General features: G+C 61.5%; 17 protein-coding genes. 9 read left to right on the plus strand and 8 right to left on the minus strand.

The window, feature by feature from the left end:
- Positions 1-243: 243 nt before the first annotated feature.
- The 7 genes from ASE66_RS12605 to ASE66_RS33205 all read left to right on the plus strand — a co-directional run bounded on the left by ASE66_RS12605 (position 244) and on the right by ASE66_RS33205 (position 3,990).
- Positions 244-690, plus strand: coding sequence for a hypothetical protein (locus ASE66_RS12605; RefSeq protein ID WP_057189984.1), 447 nt, complete (start codon positions 244-246; stop codon positions 688-690).
- A gap of 78 nt (positions 691-768) precedes the next feature.
- Positions 769-1,218, plus strand: a complete 450-nt coding sequence (locus ASE66_RS12610) for a DUF768 domain-containing protein (RefSeq protein ID WP_057189985.1) — start codon at positions 769-771, stop codon at positions 1,216-1,218.
- 332 nt (positions 1,219-1,550) lie between these two features.
- Positions 1,551-1,736, plus strand: a complete 186-nt coding sequence (locus tag ASE66_RS12615) for a hypothetical protein (RefSeq protein WP_057189986.1) — start codon at positions 1,551-1,553, stop codon at positions 1,734-1,736.
- Between the two features lie 12 nt (positions 1,737-1,748).
- Entirely contained in the window at positions 1,749-1,973 is a 225-nt protein-coding gene (locus tag ASE66_RS33200) for a hypothetical protein (protein ID WP_082613391.1), read from the plus strand.
- 120 nt (positions 1,974-2,093) lie between these two features.
- On the plus strand, positions 2,094-2,309 hold the full coding sequence (locus ASE66_RS12620; protein ID WP_057189987.1) for a hypothetical protein: 216 nt from the start codon (positions 2,094-2,096) through the stop codon (positions 2,307-2,309).
- A 307-nt stretch (positions 2,310-2,616) separates the two neighbouring features.
- Complete coding sequence (locus ASE66_RS12625; protein WP_244494893.1) at positions 2,617-3,171, plus strand: terminase small subunit; 555 nt, start codon at positions 2,617-2,619, stop codon at positions 3,169-3,171.
- A gap of 669 nt (positions 3,172-3,840) precedes the next feature.
- The gene (locus ASE66_RS33205) at positions 3,841-3,990 is read left to right on the plus strand and encodes a BA14K family protein (RefSeq protein ID WP_244494894.1); all 150 of its coding nucleotides are present in this window, start codon (positions 3,841-3,843) and stop codon (positions 3,988-3,990) included.
- 376 nt (positions 3,991-4,366) lie between these two features.
- On the opposite strand, the gene ASE66_RS32075 is transcribed toward ASE66_RS33205, so the two are convergent.
- Complete coding sequence (locus ASE66_RS32075) at positions 4,367-4,750, minus strand: hypothetical protein (protein ID WP_156412132.1); 384 nt, start codon at positions 4,748-4,750, stop codon at positions 4,367-4,369.
- A 146-nt stretch (positions 4,751-4,896) separates the two neighbouring features.
- On the opposite strand from ASE66_RS32075, the gene ASE66_RS12630 reads away from it, so the two are divergent.
- The gene (locus tag ASE66_RS12630) at positions 4,897-5,088 is read left to right on the plus strand and encodes a hypothetical protein (RefSeq protein WP_057189989.1); all 192 of its coding nucleotides are present in this window, start codon (positions 4,897-4,899) and stop codon (positions 5,086-5,088) included.
- 488 nt (positions 5,089-5,576) lie between these two features.
- Here ASE66_RS12630 and ASE66_RS12640 read toward each other — a convergent pair whose 3' ends face one another.
- The 7 genes from ASE66_RS12640 to ASE66_RS31355 all read right to left on the minus strand — a co-directional run bounded on the left by ASE66_RS12640 (position 5,577) and on the right by ASE66_RS31355 (position 14,126).
- Positions 5,577-6,230, minus strand: a complete 654-nt coding sequence (locus ASE66_RS12640; protein ID WP_057189991.1) for a CinA family protein — start codon at positions 6,228-6,230, stop codon at positions 5,577-5,579.
- Entirely contained in the window at positions 6,227-6,655 is a 429-nt protein-coding gene (locus tag ASE66_RS12645; protein WP_057189992.1) for a low affinity iron permease family protein, read from the minus strand. The genes ASE66_RS12640 and ASE66_RS12645 overlap by 4 nt, the downstream gene beginning before the upstream one ends.
- Before the next feature lie 52 nt (positions 6,656-6,707).
- Positions 6,708-7,214 (minus strand): ferritin-like domain-containing protein, encoded by a 507-nt coding sequence (locus tag ASE66_RS12650; protein ID WP_057189993.1) that lies wholly within the window; start codon positions 7,212-7,214, stop codon positions 6,708-6,710.
- A gap of 644 nt (positions 7,215-7,858) precedes the next feature.
- Positions 7,859-8,584 carry an exonuclease domain-containing protein gene (locus ASE66_RS12655; protein WP_244494896.1) on the minus strand — a complete coding sequence of 242 codons (726 nt, stop codon included), beginning with the start codon at positions 8,582-8,584 and terminating at the stop codon, positions 7,859-7,861.
- Between the two features lie 94 nt (positions 8,585-8,678).
- A complete protein-coding gene (locus ASE66_RS12660; protein ID WP_057189995.1) occupies positions 8,679-11,939 on the minus strand; it encodes an error-prone DNA polymerase in 3,261 nt (1,086 codons plus the stop codon).
- A complete protein-coding gene (locus ASE66_RS12665) occupies positions 11,936-13,459 on the minus strand; it encodes a Y-family DNA polymerase (RefSeq protein WP_057189996.1) in 1,524 nt (507 codons plus the stop codon). Before ASE66_RS12665 ends, ASE66_RS12660 begins: the two co-directional genes overlap by 4 nt.
- A complete protein-coding gene (locus ASE66_RS31355; RefSeq protein WP_082613393.1) occupies positions 13,374-14,126 on the minus strand; it encodes an ImuA family protein in 753 nt (250 codons plus the stop codon). The genes ASE66_RS12665 and ASE66_RS31355 overlap by 86 nt, the downstream gene beginning before the upstream one ends.
- Before the next feature lie 187 nt (positions 14,127-14,313).
- Between ASE66_RS31355 and ASE66_RS12670 the strand changes: the two genes are divergently transcribed.
- Complete coding sequence (locus tag ASE66_RS12670) at positions 14,314-14,931, plus strand: hypothetical protein (protein WP_057189997.1); 618 nt, start codon at positions 14,314-14,316, stop codon at positions 14,929-14,931.
- Positions 14,932-14,937: the final 6 nt, after the last annotated feature.

Genomic DNA, 14,937 nt, shown 5'->3' on the forward strand with positions numbered 1-14,937 from the left:
TCCCGGAAGCCGTGAATCACACCGAGCCGACGGCGCCAATCATTTTATGGGTCCGGACCCTAGAAGAGCACCTAGAAGATCAGATTAGAAGACCAACCGTAGCTTCCGGCTCCGCCGACGCAGCTCTGGGGGGCAATTCGACTTTGCCGGATTTCCTAGAGCCCGAGCTCGGGCTGCCGAGCCAAGTCCGGCACCGGACGCGTCCAGTGACCTCCAGGCCATCGAAGTTGGACGGAGTGGGTGATGGCCAGGATGCCGACTGGACCAAAAAGAAAGCCGGCGATTCAGCTAAGGGTCGAGGAACAGTTCTACGAGATCGAAATCACAGACTGGTCGTGGCCATACCCGTTCGGCCTAAATTTCAAACCGGACGAGCCTTACCGAGAACACAAGACGGTGAATTTATGGGGGCGGTTGATAGCCCCAAAAGGGGTGAAGGCAAAAACTGTCCGCCTTCTACTGATTCCAAACCCTGGCCTTAACGAAAAGGATCGCTCACGGCATTCTCCAGCTGCCATTGGCAGCATTCTGATGCACCGGGACGATTTCGAGGCCTTTCTTTCGTTCCCCGAAGAAGCCTTGCTGCCGTTGCTTACGGCCCTCTCGGGGGGACGGATCAAGTATGCTTCGATGGAAGGCGACAAGTCCGGTATGGTAAAGCTGACATCCGCGAGTTCAGCGTCGATCTGACGAGTAGCGACTGACGCGGAAATGGAACAATGGCGTGGATCGCTCCGTTCGCCCGTGAGAGGGCGAGAGAGGTACGCAATGTCAGTGCGAGCAATTACCTTTGTCGAGGAGTGGGTCGACGAACGGGTTCAGCCTGGCGTTTTCCACGATGAAGAAGGACCGGCTGAGCGGATAGCAAGTCTCCGCGAGCAGCTCTTGCTCGATGCCGATGCCGCAGGCATCCCCCGACAGGAGATCGAGCTAGAGTACCCAGACCTGGGCGGCGATATCGCCTTGGCGCTGGGGATTTCGCCCGATCAAAACCTTGAGGGCCCACCGAGAGTCGACACGCCGCCGCTGAGCCAACGGATCGACGTGCTGGAAATGTGGAAGCAGGATCTCGAAACCGAGCTCGGAGAATTCGACGCGGGTTCGGTTGTTGTTAAACGAAACGCCGAAGACGTGACAGGCAGGGTGAGGCAGCGCCTAGAGCTGGATCTAACCCGTATCCAGGCTTTGATTGACTCTCTGAAAGGGCCGCCCGCATAGCGCTTGCGCAGGGGCACTCATATGTCAGTAATTGCGCACTCCGAATTGCGCCCGCAGCCGAAAGGCCCGCGGGCGTTGTCGTTCCAGGTTTTGCGCGGCGGCACCGGTTGCTTGGCGAATTCCCTTGCTGCCGTTTGTGCCCGACCTGTTGGCTGATGCTCCCCAAACCCCGCGCCGCTTGACCAGCGGTCCTGTGCGAAGCTTTGCCCTGCGACTGCGAATGTCCCAACGGACAGGGCAACAGGAGCCCGGCCGTTCGAGGTCGGGCTTTCTTGTAATTTCGGAACTTCGCCTTTCTCTATCGGTTGCCTTGCAAGCGAAGGAGGAATGCCATGAGCAAGCAACCGCCGATTCCGCGAGCCAATCGAAGCGACAAGGGCCCTGGCGAGCCTTCCCATCCGGCAACTGATGATCACAAGGCCAAACCGAACGAGAGGCCGGACAACACAGCCTCGCAGGGCCATCAGGGCAATACCAAGATCAACACCACCCATCAGGGCTACCAGCAGGACCGCTGAGGGGGAGGCATCATGTCTACGTCATCAAAATCACCCGGTACAATCCGTCAGGGCGGACCGGGGGCGTCTCACGAAAATGCGAATGAGCCGCTTGAGATCAAGAAGCCACCGGCGGACAACGACCAGCGCCGTCACTCGAAGGTCTCAGGCGGCGGTGGCGAGCGAGACGAGCATCACACACGTGACCCGGAGCAAAAGGGTGGCAGAACCCATCCAGCAGGCAAGGGCACGGTCTGAAGTCGTGGAGCCCGGCCTTAGTAGGTGGGGCTCATCGCTTATCGTTTGGTGGCTTTGGTCCGGCCGCTATCTTGCTCGGTGCTCCCGGCCTATGGTCCCGGCTCATGATTGGAGCCTGCTATGAGCGATGACGGATATAGGGTGATTTCGGTCGAGGACGACCCGAAATTGCTGCAAGAAGCCCTGGACCAAGTCAGCGAGGACGAGGGTGTTGTGGTCAGCGTGCTTTGGCAACCCTCACGGGAAGTGGCGGTCGGCGGCGTAAGCAAGCAAGTCAGTTCCGGCTTCGTGGTCATCGCCGATTTCGGGTTGGAACCGCCCGACTCACACCACTAACGTCAATACGCCACCAAAGCCCGCGCGGTTCGCCCTGCGGGCTTTCTCATGCCAGCCAAGCCGCCTTGAGATCATGTGTCTGTCCAAGCTCGGCGCCCGATCAGCGACGTTTGGGTGCCTTTAACAGCCCCGCCTCGACCGCGAGCTCTAAATCGATCTCCGCGATATCCTGACTGGTGAGCTTGAGATCGCATCGTAATGTGCGGTGAGTATCAAGATCGATAGGCGTCTCATTGGCGCGCGGGGGATCGGCGGCCACCCGCTTACGGCCAGTAGGCGTATGCATTGGCAATATACGCCAGACCCTATGGCGCGGATGCAGTGGAATCATGCTGTCCAGGCTATCACGACGGAACCATTGGCCTCGTCGCCCACAAGAAGTACTCACCCCACTCCTGCAGGGTTTTTCATTTCCAGTCCCTCAGACGGACGAGCAATCCATGACATTGACGGCAAACAGGCTCGCTTCGTAGAGGAATACCTTTGCGATCTGAACGCGACGCAGGCGGCCATACGCGCCGGCTACAGCGAGAGGACCGCGAAGAACATCGGCTACGAGCAGCTGCAGAAGCCTGAGGTCGTCGAGGCCATCGCAGCGGCGCAGGCGGCACGCTCGGAACGGACCCGAATCGATGCCGATTGGGTGCTCAAGCGCCTTGTCGAAGAAACCGAGGCCGATCTCGCCGATCTCTACGGCGAGAGCGGCATGATGAAGGCGGTTCGTGACTGCCCGGTCATCTGGCGCAAGGGACTGGCAGGCAGCGTCTCGAGGCCGCTAACGATGTCCTTCGACAACGCAATAAGGGTCGCTGTTCCGTGGGCAATACGGCCCCCAAACGACGCAACCTTTGTCATGAGCTAGCCGGGTGAGTTTTAGAGGAATCCCAGAGCCAGATGAGGCCTCCGAAAGCAGCCCCGCTTCTTCGATCAGGCGCAACGTGACGGGAACTCGGCGACCGTGCCGAGCCGTCTCGATCTTGGCCAAGATCACTTCCCATGCCACATTCGCGGACGGCGGAAGCTCCATGCCCTCTTCTGGCACGCGGTGATTAAGAAACGCCGCACTGACGACATGCAGTCTTTGAAGAACTACCGGCCCGCGCCCCCGGGGATGCGGCGGGCTGTCAGCCCGAGAAGACGGTTGCTCCCTAAGCCAAGCGGCATCAAAGTGACGCGGGGTCGGTCCGTGGAGGCTCGTGTGAAGAGTATCATCATCGCCACTCTCGTCTTGAGCATGGCTGCACCTGCCTGGGCATTGCCAATCGGAATGCCAACAGCTCCGGTTCCCGAAATGGTGACAGTCGTCCAGTCGAGGGGAACTCTTACCCGACCCGGAAATCGGTCTAGTTCTGTTCGGCACTCACGCGGTCCATCTCGAGCGGGCTCTCATAGACACGTTCGCGGACATCACCGCGGGCATTGGCATGCGCCGCCTCGCCATCATCATCGCCACCACCGCTATTATCGGCATTCGCGGAGCAACAGCGGCGCGGTCGCAGCCGGCGTCATTGGCGGGATGATAATCGGCGGAATGGCCGCCTCGGCAGTTGCTCGGCAGAACCAGAGCGCTTGGAGCAACCATGTGGCGTGGTGCTCTCAGCGCTTCCGGTCGTACCGAGCGTCCGACAACACTTGGCAGCCGAATAACGGGCCGCGGAGACAGTGCGTCTCGCCATATTAGGAACTACCGGCCCGCGCCTGTACATCCGAGGTCGCGGGCCGCGAGTTACTAGGCTGGTAAGCCTAGAACCTCCCCCGCGACATCATCCCACTTTCTGACGACGGCCGTCTGGATCGACTGCGGCCTGATCACCGTCAACTGACAGACCCCGCCGACCCCCGCCACAGAGGCGCCTACACCGGCATGTGGGCCGCTACCTTCCGCTGTTCCTCCATCAGAGCGACGCCTGTACTGACGACGTCGTCGGTGGGCTCCAGCACTGTGCAACCGGCGTCTAATCCGCGTCGAACGGAGCGACGGCAACAGGACCGAGCGGCTGCAGCTCCACGCCGGCCCGTTCACCGAGTGCGATGTCACCACATAGCTTTCAGGCCGTTCACGCGATTCCGACCAACCCGCCAGAAACACCTCGATGTCCGGCCCGGTGGCGCACAGCGCATAGCCCATGACTCGAAATCGCCCAGGCCTCAGGTCGTCCTCGTTCAGGCGACCACCCGGCAAGCCAGAGTTCAAATGATGCGCCGGCCTTCTCGATCGTATCGCGATGCTTTTCATACTGCTGGCGAAAAAGCTGCGGAAGGCCAGTGATCAGGCCCTCATAGCTGGAGAATGTATGGTTGATCGTAAGGGCGAGCTGATTTGCAAAGAATAAAGAGCCTCGTGACGAAAGCGCCGTGTTAATATGGGGCAGACAATCCGCTTTACAGAGGATCGCTGAAACGCTGCCATCTTTAGTGAACAGGCCGCCGTCTGTGTACATATGCGGAGCATCGGCGCCGCATACGATATTTACAACTGACAAATAGGCTATTTGTTGTTGCAGGATGTTATCGGGCGGCTTTTTGAGCCTCGGCCGGAACCGCTGTTCGGGCCGTCCGTTCCTCATTGGGGGAACAGGAGGTCACCATGCGCGATGGACAGGGAAACAAGCTGAGTCCCGAAGAGCAGCAAAAGGTTCGATCCATTCAGGGCACTCCCGACAATGAATCGGTCAGCGGCGTTTCCATCGACCCCAACGCCGAAAAGGACACCGGCGAGGCGGATAAGCCGAAAGTACCACCGGAGGATAAGCCTGCGGCGGGTGTGGGTGAGAGCTAACTAGTCGAAAAAACTCGTCTGCAGGATCACGGAGTGGGCCTTACCGGCTCCTTTTCACCGGGTGGCCCAATTCGCGCTCGGCCCATAACGGCCGATTAGGCGGCGCGAAGCTGTGATGCATCTCGTCGATGTGGGGTGCCAGACCTTTTCGGCGAGCGGCATGGCCGTGGCGTTAGTCAGGCTAATCGCGGCCAGCTCGTCGAAGAAGAAGTTGCCCCACATCAGGAATTCAGCCCACGCCGCAACGTCGTTCACCCGGGCTTTGGTTCTACGCTTTCGAACCGGCATTACCGCCTCGATCCGTAATCGGCTATGCGCGCAGCGCGCGGTGCGTCTGGCGCATCGACGCCGTCGAGCGCGAACTCGCGAAGGCCGCGGAAAAAAGCGGTGCGGCTATCTCGTTCTAGCGCGACACAGGGTGAGCTTTTGGAATGCCTGCCCGATCAAGGACAGTCAGACCGCCCACCAGCTGTTCGCGAGCCTGTCCATCATCGGCCGAATCCCTTAGGTTTTGCGAGAGATGCCTGGATCGGCCCCGAGCCCTTCAGAGCTTCTGAGCCGACCACCAGGGCAATCCGCAACGCCGCATCAAGGAGGACGGCCGGGGGAAAGGCGCCGAACTCGCAATGGCATTCGATTCCGCCGCCAGTCCGGGTCACTGCGGCGATATGGATACGGCCGCGAGGATTGCCGCGATCGTCTGGAACGGGGCCCGTGACGCCGGTGATGGCGAGCGCAAGATCGGCGGCGGTTCTCGCAAGCACGCCTTCTGCCATCGCGCGAGCCACCGGGCGGGAGACCGCTGAGTGGGTTTCGATGAGGGCAGCCGGCACGCCGAGAATCCGTGTCTTGGCGGCGGACATATAGGTCACGAAGCCGCCGGCCAGGACCTCGCCTGCTCCTTCGGCCTTAGACAAGCTGTTGGCGAGCGCGCCGGCGCTGCAGGATTCGGCGACGGCCACTGTCTGTTTGGCGTGAACGAGTTCCGCCACGAGCTGCTGCGAGAGCGCCTGTAGTTCCGGCAGGCTGGATCCCGGCAAAGTCTCGACGGACTGCGAGCGCCAAGTCAGGATCGTCGCGAGCGGCTCAGTCAAGGTGGAGCGGTCGCGACGGCCTCTGATCGACGGAAGGCCCTCGCTCATGTGACCCCCGGAACGCTGCACTCTGCTCTGCCGCGTGCTTTGGCCGCGCGCTGCTCATAGTCATCACGAATTGTCGCGAGCTTCTCCTCGTCGAGCTCTTCGAGGTCCATCAACTCCTCACGGGCGCCCTCGATTTTCAAAAGCAGTTCGTCGAGCTTGATCTGCATCGCGGCCGTATCGCGGTTCTGGCTGTTCTGGATGATGAAGACCATCAGGAAGGTGACGATCGTCGTCGAGGTATTGATTACCAACTGCCAGGTGTCGTTGAACCCGAAGAACGGCCCCGACGCCGCCCATACGAGGATCACTGCAAGCGCGACGAAGGTTGTTGCAGGCTTACCGGCGTAGCGGGCCACTGCCTGTGACAGACGGCTGAACAACGACGCGCGCCCGAGATTGGAAATCGGGTCGGATGTGTCGGTCATGGGATGACCTCTCGATGAAAGGCGGCTCCGGCGGAACCGGAGCCGCGCTTTCTCAGGCTGCCTTCGCCTGGGCTTGCTTGTTGACCTTGCTCTCGCCGAGCTTGGAGAGCGTCACGTCGGTGTTCACTTCCTCCGCCAAGGTCTGGTCGAGAAGCTTTACGGCATTGTCCAGTCCGAGCTGCTGGGCCCAGGCCTTGAGCGTGCCGTACCGTGAGATTTCGTAGTGCTCGACGGCCTGTGCCGAGGCGAGCAGGCCCGCGTCGAGAACCGGGCTGCCCTCGAACTCCTCCATGATCGACTTGGCTTCTTCAATGATGCCGAGAATGGCATCGCAGGTCTTGCCGCGCGGAGCCTTGCCGATCATCTCAAAGACATCGGCAAGCCGGTCGACCTGCGTCTCGGTCTCGTCGCGATGCTTCTCGAAAGCCTGCTTGAGTTCGGGCGAGGTCGCCGTCTTCGCCATTTTCGGCAGCGCCTTCAGGATCTGCTTTTCGGCGTAGTAGATGTCTTTCAGGGTATCGAGGAAGAGGTCATCGAGGGTTTTGGGATTGCTGGCCATGGTTGCGCTCCGTTTGGAATGGGCGCTTAAAAACCTGAGTTCGGCTCGCTTCGTTCCCGGCATCGCGGCCTGGTACGGTGGCGTACGAAACTGCCCTGGACGTAACCCGGGCATGGTTAGTTGCGACGTTGTCCCGAGGGCATCATTCACACAAGCTTCGGCGATGCTGGCGATACTCGACACCTGCGCCGCGTCCGAGGATGTAGCGGATCGCGGCGGCGAGGCGATCTTCAGCCTGCACTGCCCCAGGATTCTCATTAGAGCCGGCACCCGGTTGCTATCCCAGCCGGGCCGTTACAATCGAACTGCTTTTCGCTATCGAGGCGTCCGTTTTCGATTTTCATAGAAAATTTCATCTGGGATCATTTTTGATATCAAGATTTATGAAAAGGGTCAGCAAAAGCCGTTTTCAGAAGCCGTGACTGCTTTTCATGGCAGGCGCCTGCCGGAAAGAGGACGCGCTTAGCGATACGTCTTCGGAACTGATCAACCGAGCGCTTCCGACCAAGGCGGCGGCGTCATCAATGGGGCGGCGTTGACCAGCAAGGGCTGCGATCGGATCGTGCCGGTCATCTGAGAAGCACAACAATAATCCGTACCCGAGACTCACAGGCTCGAAAGGCCGTCGATTGCTCACGAACTCCTCAGAGCAGCTTCGCTTGGGCGACTTCGACCGGGGCGGGTAGTTGAATTTCGCGCCGCCCAAGTTCGGCCCGGGCAGTGAAGCGGATATCGGCGTCACGGTTCGTAGCCAACTCGTTCAGCGCAGCGAGATTCAACTGATCCCAACCTTTGCCGCGTTCCGGGCCGGCCGGCACGCGCGGCAATAGAGCGGGCTGGCTGCTCCAGGCCATCAGTTGGTCTAGCGATGCTTGGTTTAACATGTCTCGGAGGTGATGTGCCGTAACATAGGCGTCAGGCATCGCGCGGTGAGCGGGCAGCCCAATCTCATGGACGAGCCCCTCGGGCTTGCGTTGATAACGAAGCATCTGGTTTGAGAACCGGTGCAGATGCGGCCAAAGCCGCAAGGCGCATTTCCAAGTACAAATCCACTGGACCCCTGCAGTCAGGCTGGGCCGACAGTAGCGCTGCTCGAATGCGGCACGATGCGCCGCCAGAGCCACAACCCCGCTGGCAGGCTTCAGGACGGGAGGGGCGACTTCCTTCCAGAACGGCGCGCCGATGACGTCCTCATCCCGGATGTGATGCACCGCCATTGTGTCCGGGGAGATCGGCCTGCCAGGATTCACCAGGAGCGCGCCGCGCTCCTCGGTCACTTGCCATCGGCCATCGACATCCACAGAGACGTCCTGCCATCCAATCTCGCAGACGTCTTGGGGGCCATCACCGGCGGTCTCGAGGTCGATCACTCGCACGCGTTGGTTAAGCATGGACCAAAGATCAGCACTCCTCCTGGCCGGCGCAAGTCAGGAGCGATGCGTTGCTGCATGCGCGTTGATGCATTCACCGAAAGTCTCGCGTCTTCACCTTGATGGTGTCGAGGTGCAGATCTGGGATGTAGATATCCCGGGTTCGCAGGCCTTTTGGCGGCAGGTCGCGCGGATCCGGTGTTGGCGAACCATGATGAAACTCGTCGCCTCGACCGTGTGGCAGCGGGAAGGGACGATGCAGCTGTCCCACACCAGCAAGCTCCGCGGAGAAATCTGTGAGCCGTTGCGCGACGAGATGCACGACCTCTCCCTCACGTTGTATGCGACCGCGAACGGAGATCATCCCGGCCGAAAGGATCGTCCGCCGGAAGCGTTCGAATACCTTTGGCCAGACGACCAGGTTGGCGATGCCCGTCTCGTCCTCCAGCGTGATGAACATGACACCTTTTGCAGAGCCTGGGCGCTGCCGCACCAACACGATACCGGCGGCTTCAAGCCAACGACCGTCGCGAGCGTCCATAGCGGCCTGACAGCTGACAACACCCTTTTGGCGCAGATCGCCGCGGAGGAATGAGACCGGGTGATCGCCGAGCGTAAGCCCAATATGGCGATAGTCTTCGACCACTTCCCCGCCGGCCGCCATGGGTCTGAGAGTGACCGCCGGCTCTGGTGTCTCCTCGGCCAGTCGATCGGAGACTGCGGCGAACAGCGGCAGCGGCTCGTCTCTCAGCACACGAATGGCCCATATCGCCTCGCGGCGCGCGAGCCCGAGGCTTGGCCGGAAGCCATCAGCCTCGGCAAGGTAGGTCAGAGCCGCGACGGGTATACGAGCGCGGCGCCAGAGATCCTCGATCGAAGAAAACCCGAGGCCAGCGCGGGCCGTGACAATCGCGGCAGCGTGTGCGTTCGAGAGCCCCTTCACCATGCGCAGTCCCAGTCGCACAGCCAACCGCGCTTCGTCGTTTGTCGGCTCTAAAGTGCAGTCCCACCGTGACGCGTTTGCGCATATGGGGCGGACCTCGACACCGTGGTCGCGGGCGTCCCGTACGATCTGGGCAGGCGCGTAGAAGCCCATGGGCTGGCTGTTCAAGAGAGCAGCGCAGAACACGTCTGGATGCCAACACTTCAACCAAGCAGAGGCATAGGCGATCAGAGCGAAGGAGGCCGCGTGGCTCTCGGGAAAGCCATAACTTCCGAAGCCTTCGAGTTGGCGGAACGTCTGCTGGGCGAACTCGGCCTCGTAGCCGTTAGCGACCATACCCGCGACGAGCTTTTCCTTGAAGGCGGATACCCCGCCGGTGAATTTGAAGGTCGCCATGCTCTTGCGAAGCATGTCGGCCTCGCCAGGCGTGAAGCCGGCACACTCGATAGCCACCCGCATCGCCTGCTCCTGGAAGAGCGGCACACCGAGCGTCTTGCCGAGGACCTTTTCGAGCTCGGGTTTGGGATAGTGAACCGGCTCGCGTCCCTCCCGGCGCCGCAGGTACGGATGGACCATGTCACCTTGTATCGGGCCCGGTCTGACGATCGCGACCTGGACGACGAGGTCGTAATAGGTGCGCGGCTTCAAGCGCGGGAGCATCGACATCTGCGCCCGGCTCTCGATCTGGAAAGTCCCGAGCGTGTCAGCCTTACGGATCATCGCGTAGGTACGAGGATCCTCGGCCGGGATCGAAGCCAGGTCGAGCTTGATGTCCTTGTGATCGGCCAGCAAGTCGAGGCCCCGCTTCATGCAGGTCAGCATGCCCAAGGCGAGGACATCGACCTTCATGAAGCGCAGTGCATCGATGTCGTCCTTGTCCCATTCAATGACCTGACGATCGACCATCGCTGCCGGCTCGATTGGGACGAGGTCGTCGAGTCGGTCATGCGTCAGCACGAAGCCGCCTGGGTGCTGGGACAGGTGCCGCGGAGCGCCTTGGAGCTGGCGGGCGAGATCCAAGGCGAGCCGAAGCCGGCGGTCGGTCAGGTTGAGGTTGAGCTCCTCGACATGCCGCTTCTCGACGCCTTCCTCCGACCAGGCCCAGACCTGCGATGAAAGAGTGCTGATAAGGTCCTCGGGCAGCCCCAGGGCCTTTCCGACATCGCGCAACGCACCTTTGGTCCTATACCGAATGACCGTCGAGCAGAGTGCTGCATGGCTGCGGCCGTATGTATCGAACACCCACTGCATGACGATCTCGCGCCGCTCGTGTTCGAAATCGACATCGATGTCCGGCGGCTCCTTGCGCTCCTCCGAGACGAAGCGCTCGAAGAGGAGATCGTTGCGACTCGGGTCGATCGACGTGATGCCGAGCACGAAGCAGACGGCGGAGTTCGCGGCCGAGCCACGGCCCTGGCATAGGATGTCGCGCGAGCGAGCGAAGCGGACGATGGCGTTCACCGTCAAGAAGTATGGTGCGTAGCCTAGCCGCTCGATCAGCGACAACTCATGATTCAGGCTCGCCTGGACGCTCTTCTCCAAGCCTTCCGGATAACGTTTCGCCGCACCCTCCCAGACCAGCCGTTCCAGGGTCTGCTGCGGCGTCAGCGTGGGATCGTCGCGCTCCTCCGGGTATTGATAAGCAAGTTCATCGAGCGAGAACCGGCAATGATTGGCGATCTGGAGCGTCCGAGCCAGGGCTTCGGGATAGCGAGCAAACAGCCGGTGCATCTCCTCGGGCGGTTTCAAGTATCGATCGGCATGGCGCTCGCGCCGATCGCCCAGCGCGTCGATTGTGACGTTGTGTCGAATACAGGTGACGACGTCCTGCAGGATGCGCCGCGCCGGTTCGTGGAAGAGCACGTCGTTCGTTACGACTGTCGGCACACGCATTTTGTTTGCGAGGTTCGACAGCTCGTGGAGACGGAGGTGATCGTTCGGTCGGCGCCGCAGCGACAGGGCAACATAGGCGCGGTCGCCAAATCCTTCCCGGAGCCGACGCAGGCGAAACGCGCAGTCCTCGTCGGCCAGGTCCGGCACCAAGATGGCAACAAGGCCATCGCCGTGCGCGATGACATCTGACCAATCGAGATGGCAGCGGCCTTTGCCGCCCCGCTTCTTGCCGATGGAGAGCAGCCTGCAGAGCCGAGAATAGGCTGACCGGTCGGTGGGATACACCAGGAGCGACATCCCGTCGGCCAGATCGAGGCGGCAGCCGACGATCAGCCTGACGCCGGTGGCCTTGGCCACCTCATGGGCGCGGACGATGCCGGCGAGCGAGTTGCGGTCCGCTACCGCCAGGGCCTCGATGCCGAGCAGGGCGCCCTGTGCAAATAGCTCTTCAGCCGAAGAGGCGCCGCGCAGGAAGCTGAAATGGCTGGTGACCTGGAGCTCTGCATAACGGGCGCTCATCCGAACACCCCGTGCAGGAACCAGCGATGCGAACCCGTCGCGACGTCTTCACCGTCGCCGGCTCGGTAGAGCCAATAGCGCTCGCCAGCGTCATCCTCGACCCGGAAGTAGTCGCGGACGGCAACCATTTCTGCTTCCCGTTTCCACCATTCGCCGAACACGCGCTCCGGTCCGTCCGCTCGTCGGACACGCCGGCGGACGCCGCGCCAACTGAACCAGGCTGGCGGGTGATCCGGCAGCAGGGCCATCGTCTCCACCGGCTCGGGACGCGGCAGCAATCGCGTCGGACGAGGCCAGTGCCCCGGCCATGTGGCTCCCGCGTCCTCTGCAAGCGCCGCAACCCGACGCACCGATCGCTCTGGCACATCGCTGGCAACCGGGGCCAATCTGTAGACGGCTCTTTCTCCAACCCTGTTGGCCAGGATATCGATAAGATCGGAGACGTCGGGGCCGATTTCCTCGACAAGTGAGCTGGTCGTCTGCTTCCGTTCGAGCGGCTCTGCCAGTGTTGCAGCGAGCGTCATGATCTCGATCCCGAAGCCAGGCTCAATCGTATCGACCTTCTCACAGAGCAGCCGCGTCAATCGCCTCACATCGCAGACTGGTCTGGCGAGCCCGACCCGGATCGTCTGAAGGCCGCGGTCGACGCGGTGGCAGATGAGATCAAGCCGGCGAGCGCCGAGACCACGTTGTTCGAGGCGATCGCAAAGCTGTGCGGCGAGCTTGGCGATGTTGCGGGTAATGGTCTCTGGCGCGCCGATCGGTTCGGCAAAGGCGCGGCGAGCCTCGATCAAATCCTGTGGCTTGACCGCGACGATTGGTTCGCCGAGTTCGCCGAGGGCCTGCGCTAGCCGGCGGGCGATCTCGGGCCCAAACCGCAGGATTAGTGCAGATCGCGGCTGGGAAATCAGATCCCCTGCTGTCTCAAAGCCCAGGACCCGCAGATCAGCCGAGATCTGCGCAGGAATGCGAAGGCATTCCAAAGGAAGTGAGGCTATCGGCACAGTTCCATGACCGGGGGGAACCACGACCGTCGGGTGCGCGACAAAACGCGCAAGAGCATGGGCAGCGCCCCAAGTGTCGGCGATCGCCGCCCTGGCCTCCACGCCCGACAAGGCGAGGCGACCGACGATCGCCTCGAGCATATCCGCTTCGCCGCCGTGAAGGTGATCGGCGCCTGTCGTGTCGATGACGATGCCATGCGGCGGATCGGGCGCCACGATCGGAGCCACACGCTGATGCAGCCAGATCGCCAGCCGCTCCAGTTCCTGAGCGTCGGCCGCAAAATCGGCCTCTTCCAGCACAAGGCCCGGTATGATCGCCTGCGCTTTCGTGGCCGGCATGCCGACACGAAGCCCTGCGGCGCGGGCACCAGCATTAGCCGCTTGCACCAACCTCCTGCTTGCATCGCGAGCGATAAGGACGAGCGGAACCTCAGGCGGAGGCGCCGCGTCGCCAACTGCCCGCCGAAATCGATCTATCGACCAGTTCGGCAGGAAGACCGAGACGACCCGTGTCATCGCATGCCTCCACCTCAAAATCCGCACTTTCGCCCGCTCGGGCTCTGATAAGCTCCACCAGCCAGCGATGCCGTCCGACACCAGCTACAGGCAGGGCGGTGGATGGGAGCACCGACACTCGCCACCGCGTCATGGCTGCGGTCGGCTGTCCGAAGTCAGAGGCATCGACTTCCCGTCGCCATCGCCGCAGGGCAATTCCAATGGCGCCGGTTCCTTCGGCAGCGAGCTGCAACCGCCGTGACGCTGTCATCGAAAGACGGGCGACTTCTCCAATGACGGAGCCAAGACCACCATGGCGGAGGCCTTCCTCCATGCAGGCGAGGACGGTTTTATCGTCGCCCGCTTCGACATAGATCACCCGGTCGGGAACGAGTCCGGCTTGAGCCAATGCAGGTGCAAAAAGATCGGCGCGGCTCAGGCACCAGAGAACCTTCCCGGCACTGCGGGCTGCAACACCTGCGCTGAACAGTGCGGCCGCCGCCCCATCGATCGCACCATTTCCGCCACCAGCAACCTCATGGAGAGCGCCGACAGCCAATCCGCCTCCTGGCAGACGGCCATCTACCGCAGCGATGCCAAAAGGCAGAACTTTTCTTCCTCGCGCACTACGCCCCTCGAGTCTCACGATTTGGTCGCGCAAGGACTGAAAAATCGGCTCTGGCCGCAACTTGAAGGACCTGCTGTTTGCTGCGAAATGTTCTCTTTATGTTCTCCTTCAAGTGCCGAGAGTCAATCGTGCTTTTTTAAGCGAGATCCTCAATGCGGACACCTAGGACGCGCAGACTGAAACGGCCGATCTGGCCGGAACTCATTTTCCAGCCTCCAGTTAGCTTCATGCAACAGAGCCCAAAGCCTTGAGCACCTCGGGTAAATTGGTCAGTGAATGGCCGCTCCCATCGATCACCACGCTTGGATCGGCTGTGCGGGCGAAGGGGATCGAGCGCGAACTCAGGCGCCGGCTGCCTTGGCCGACGAAAAAGTTTCTCACGGTCGAAGCCGGGAGTGCCATCTTGCGTATGCCCGACGCGTATAGTGAAGACTTTGAAGCTGCTTCCGCCACGATCGCTCAGGCGCTTCTCAGCATCACTGACTTGCCTGTGCTCCCAAGCGAAGCAGAGGACATCCTTTCGATCTCCTCTCGCGAGCGACATAAGTGGATGAATGATGGCCGCCTGAAGAGCGCAGGTACGCGCACGGTCAAGCTGCGGGGGCGCGCCAAGGCAGTCACCTTTCACGTCTTCGAGCCCGATCACATCGAACACATTCTCGATGGTGGTTTGACCGAGGTCTGGCGAGAAGAGGACGTTGAAGCGCTGGCCGAGAACCGCCGCCGAGCTGCTGGCAAAGCGGCCCTGACGCGAGCTGGCAAGCGGCAAGCTAGACCAACAAACGTTGCCAGGACCTCGAACCAGGAAACTGAGCCGGAGTTGGAAGGTTGGGAGGAGTTCGCCAAGAAAGGGCTTCTGCGCTGATTCCAG

Origin of the sequence: Allobosea sp. Root483D1 (assembly GCF_001429505.1) — a bacterium.
Classification (GTDB): Bacteria; Pseudomonadota; Alphaproteobacteria; order Rhizobiales; family Beijerinckiaceae; genus Allobosea.

Coding starts and splice junctions, on each gene's coding strand:
- ASE66_RS12605 (WP_057189984.1), top strand. CDS start 244: ATGGCCAGGATGCCGACTGGACCAAAAAGAAAGCCGGCGATTCAGCTA.
- ASE66_RS12610 (WP_057189985.1), top strand. CDS start 769: ATGTCAGTGCGAGCAATTACCTTTGTCGAGGAGTGGGTCGACGAACGG.
- ASE66_RS12615 (WP_057189986.1), top strand. CDS start 1,551: ATGAGCAAGCAACCGCCGATTCCGCGAGCCAATCGAAGCGACAAGGGC.
- ASE66_RS33200 (WP_082613391.1), top strand. CDS start 1,749: ATGTCTACGTCATCAAAATCACCCGGTACAATCCGTCAGGGCGGACCG.
- ASE66_RS12620 (WP_057189987.1), top strand. CDS start 2,094: ATGAGCGATGACGGATATAGGGTGATTTCGGTCGAGGACGACCCGAAA.
- ASE66_RS12625 (WP_244494893.1), top strand. CDS start 2,617: ATGGCGCGGATGCAGTGGAATCATGCTGTCCAGGCTATCACGACGGAA.
- ASE66_RS33205 (WP_244494894.1), top strand. CDS start 3,841: ATGGCCGCCTCGGCAGTTGCTCGGCAGAACCAGAGCGCTTGGAGCAAC.
- ASE66_RS32075 (WP_156412132.1), bottom strand. CDS start 4,750: ATGTACACAGACGGCGGCCTGTTCACTAAAGATGGCAGCGTTTCAGCG.
- ASE66_RS12630 (WP_057189989.1), top strand. CDS start 4,897: ATGCGCGATGGACAGGGAAACAAGCTGAGTCCCGAAGAGCAGCAAAAG.
- ASE66_RS12640 (WP_057189991.1), bottom strand. CDS start 6,230: ATGAGCGAGGGCCTTCCGTCGATCAGAGGCCGTCGCGACCGCTCCACC.
- ASE66_RS12645 (WP_057189992.1), bottom strand. CDS start 6,655: ATGACCGACACATCCGACCCGATTTCCAATCTCGGGCGCGCGTCGTTG.
- ASE66_RS12650 (WP_057189993.1), bottom strand. CDS start 7,214: ATGGCCAGCAATCCCAAAACCCTCGATGACCTCTTCCTCGATACCCTG.
- ASE66_RS12660 (WP_057189995.1), bottom strand. CDS start 11,939: ATGAGCGCCCGTTATGCAGAGCTCCAGGTCACCAGCCATTTCAGCTTC.
- ASE66_RS12665 (WP_057189996.1), bottom strand. CDS start 13,459: ATGACACGGGTCGTCTCGGTCTTCCTGCCGAACTGGTCGATAGATCGA.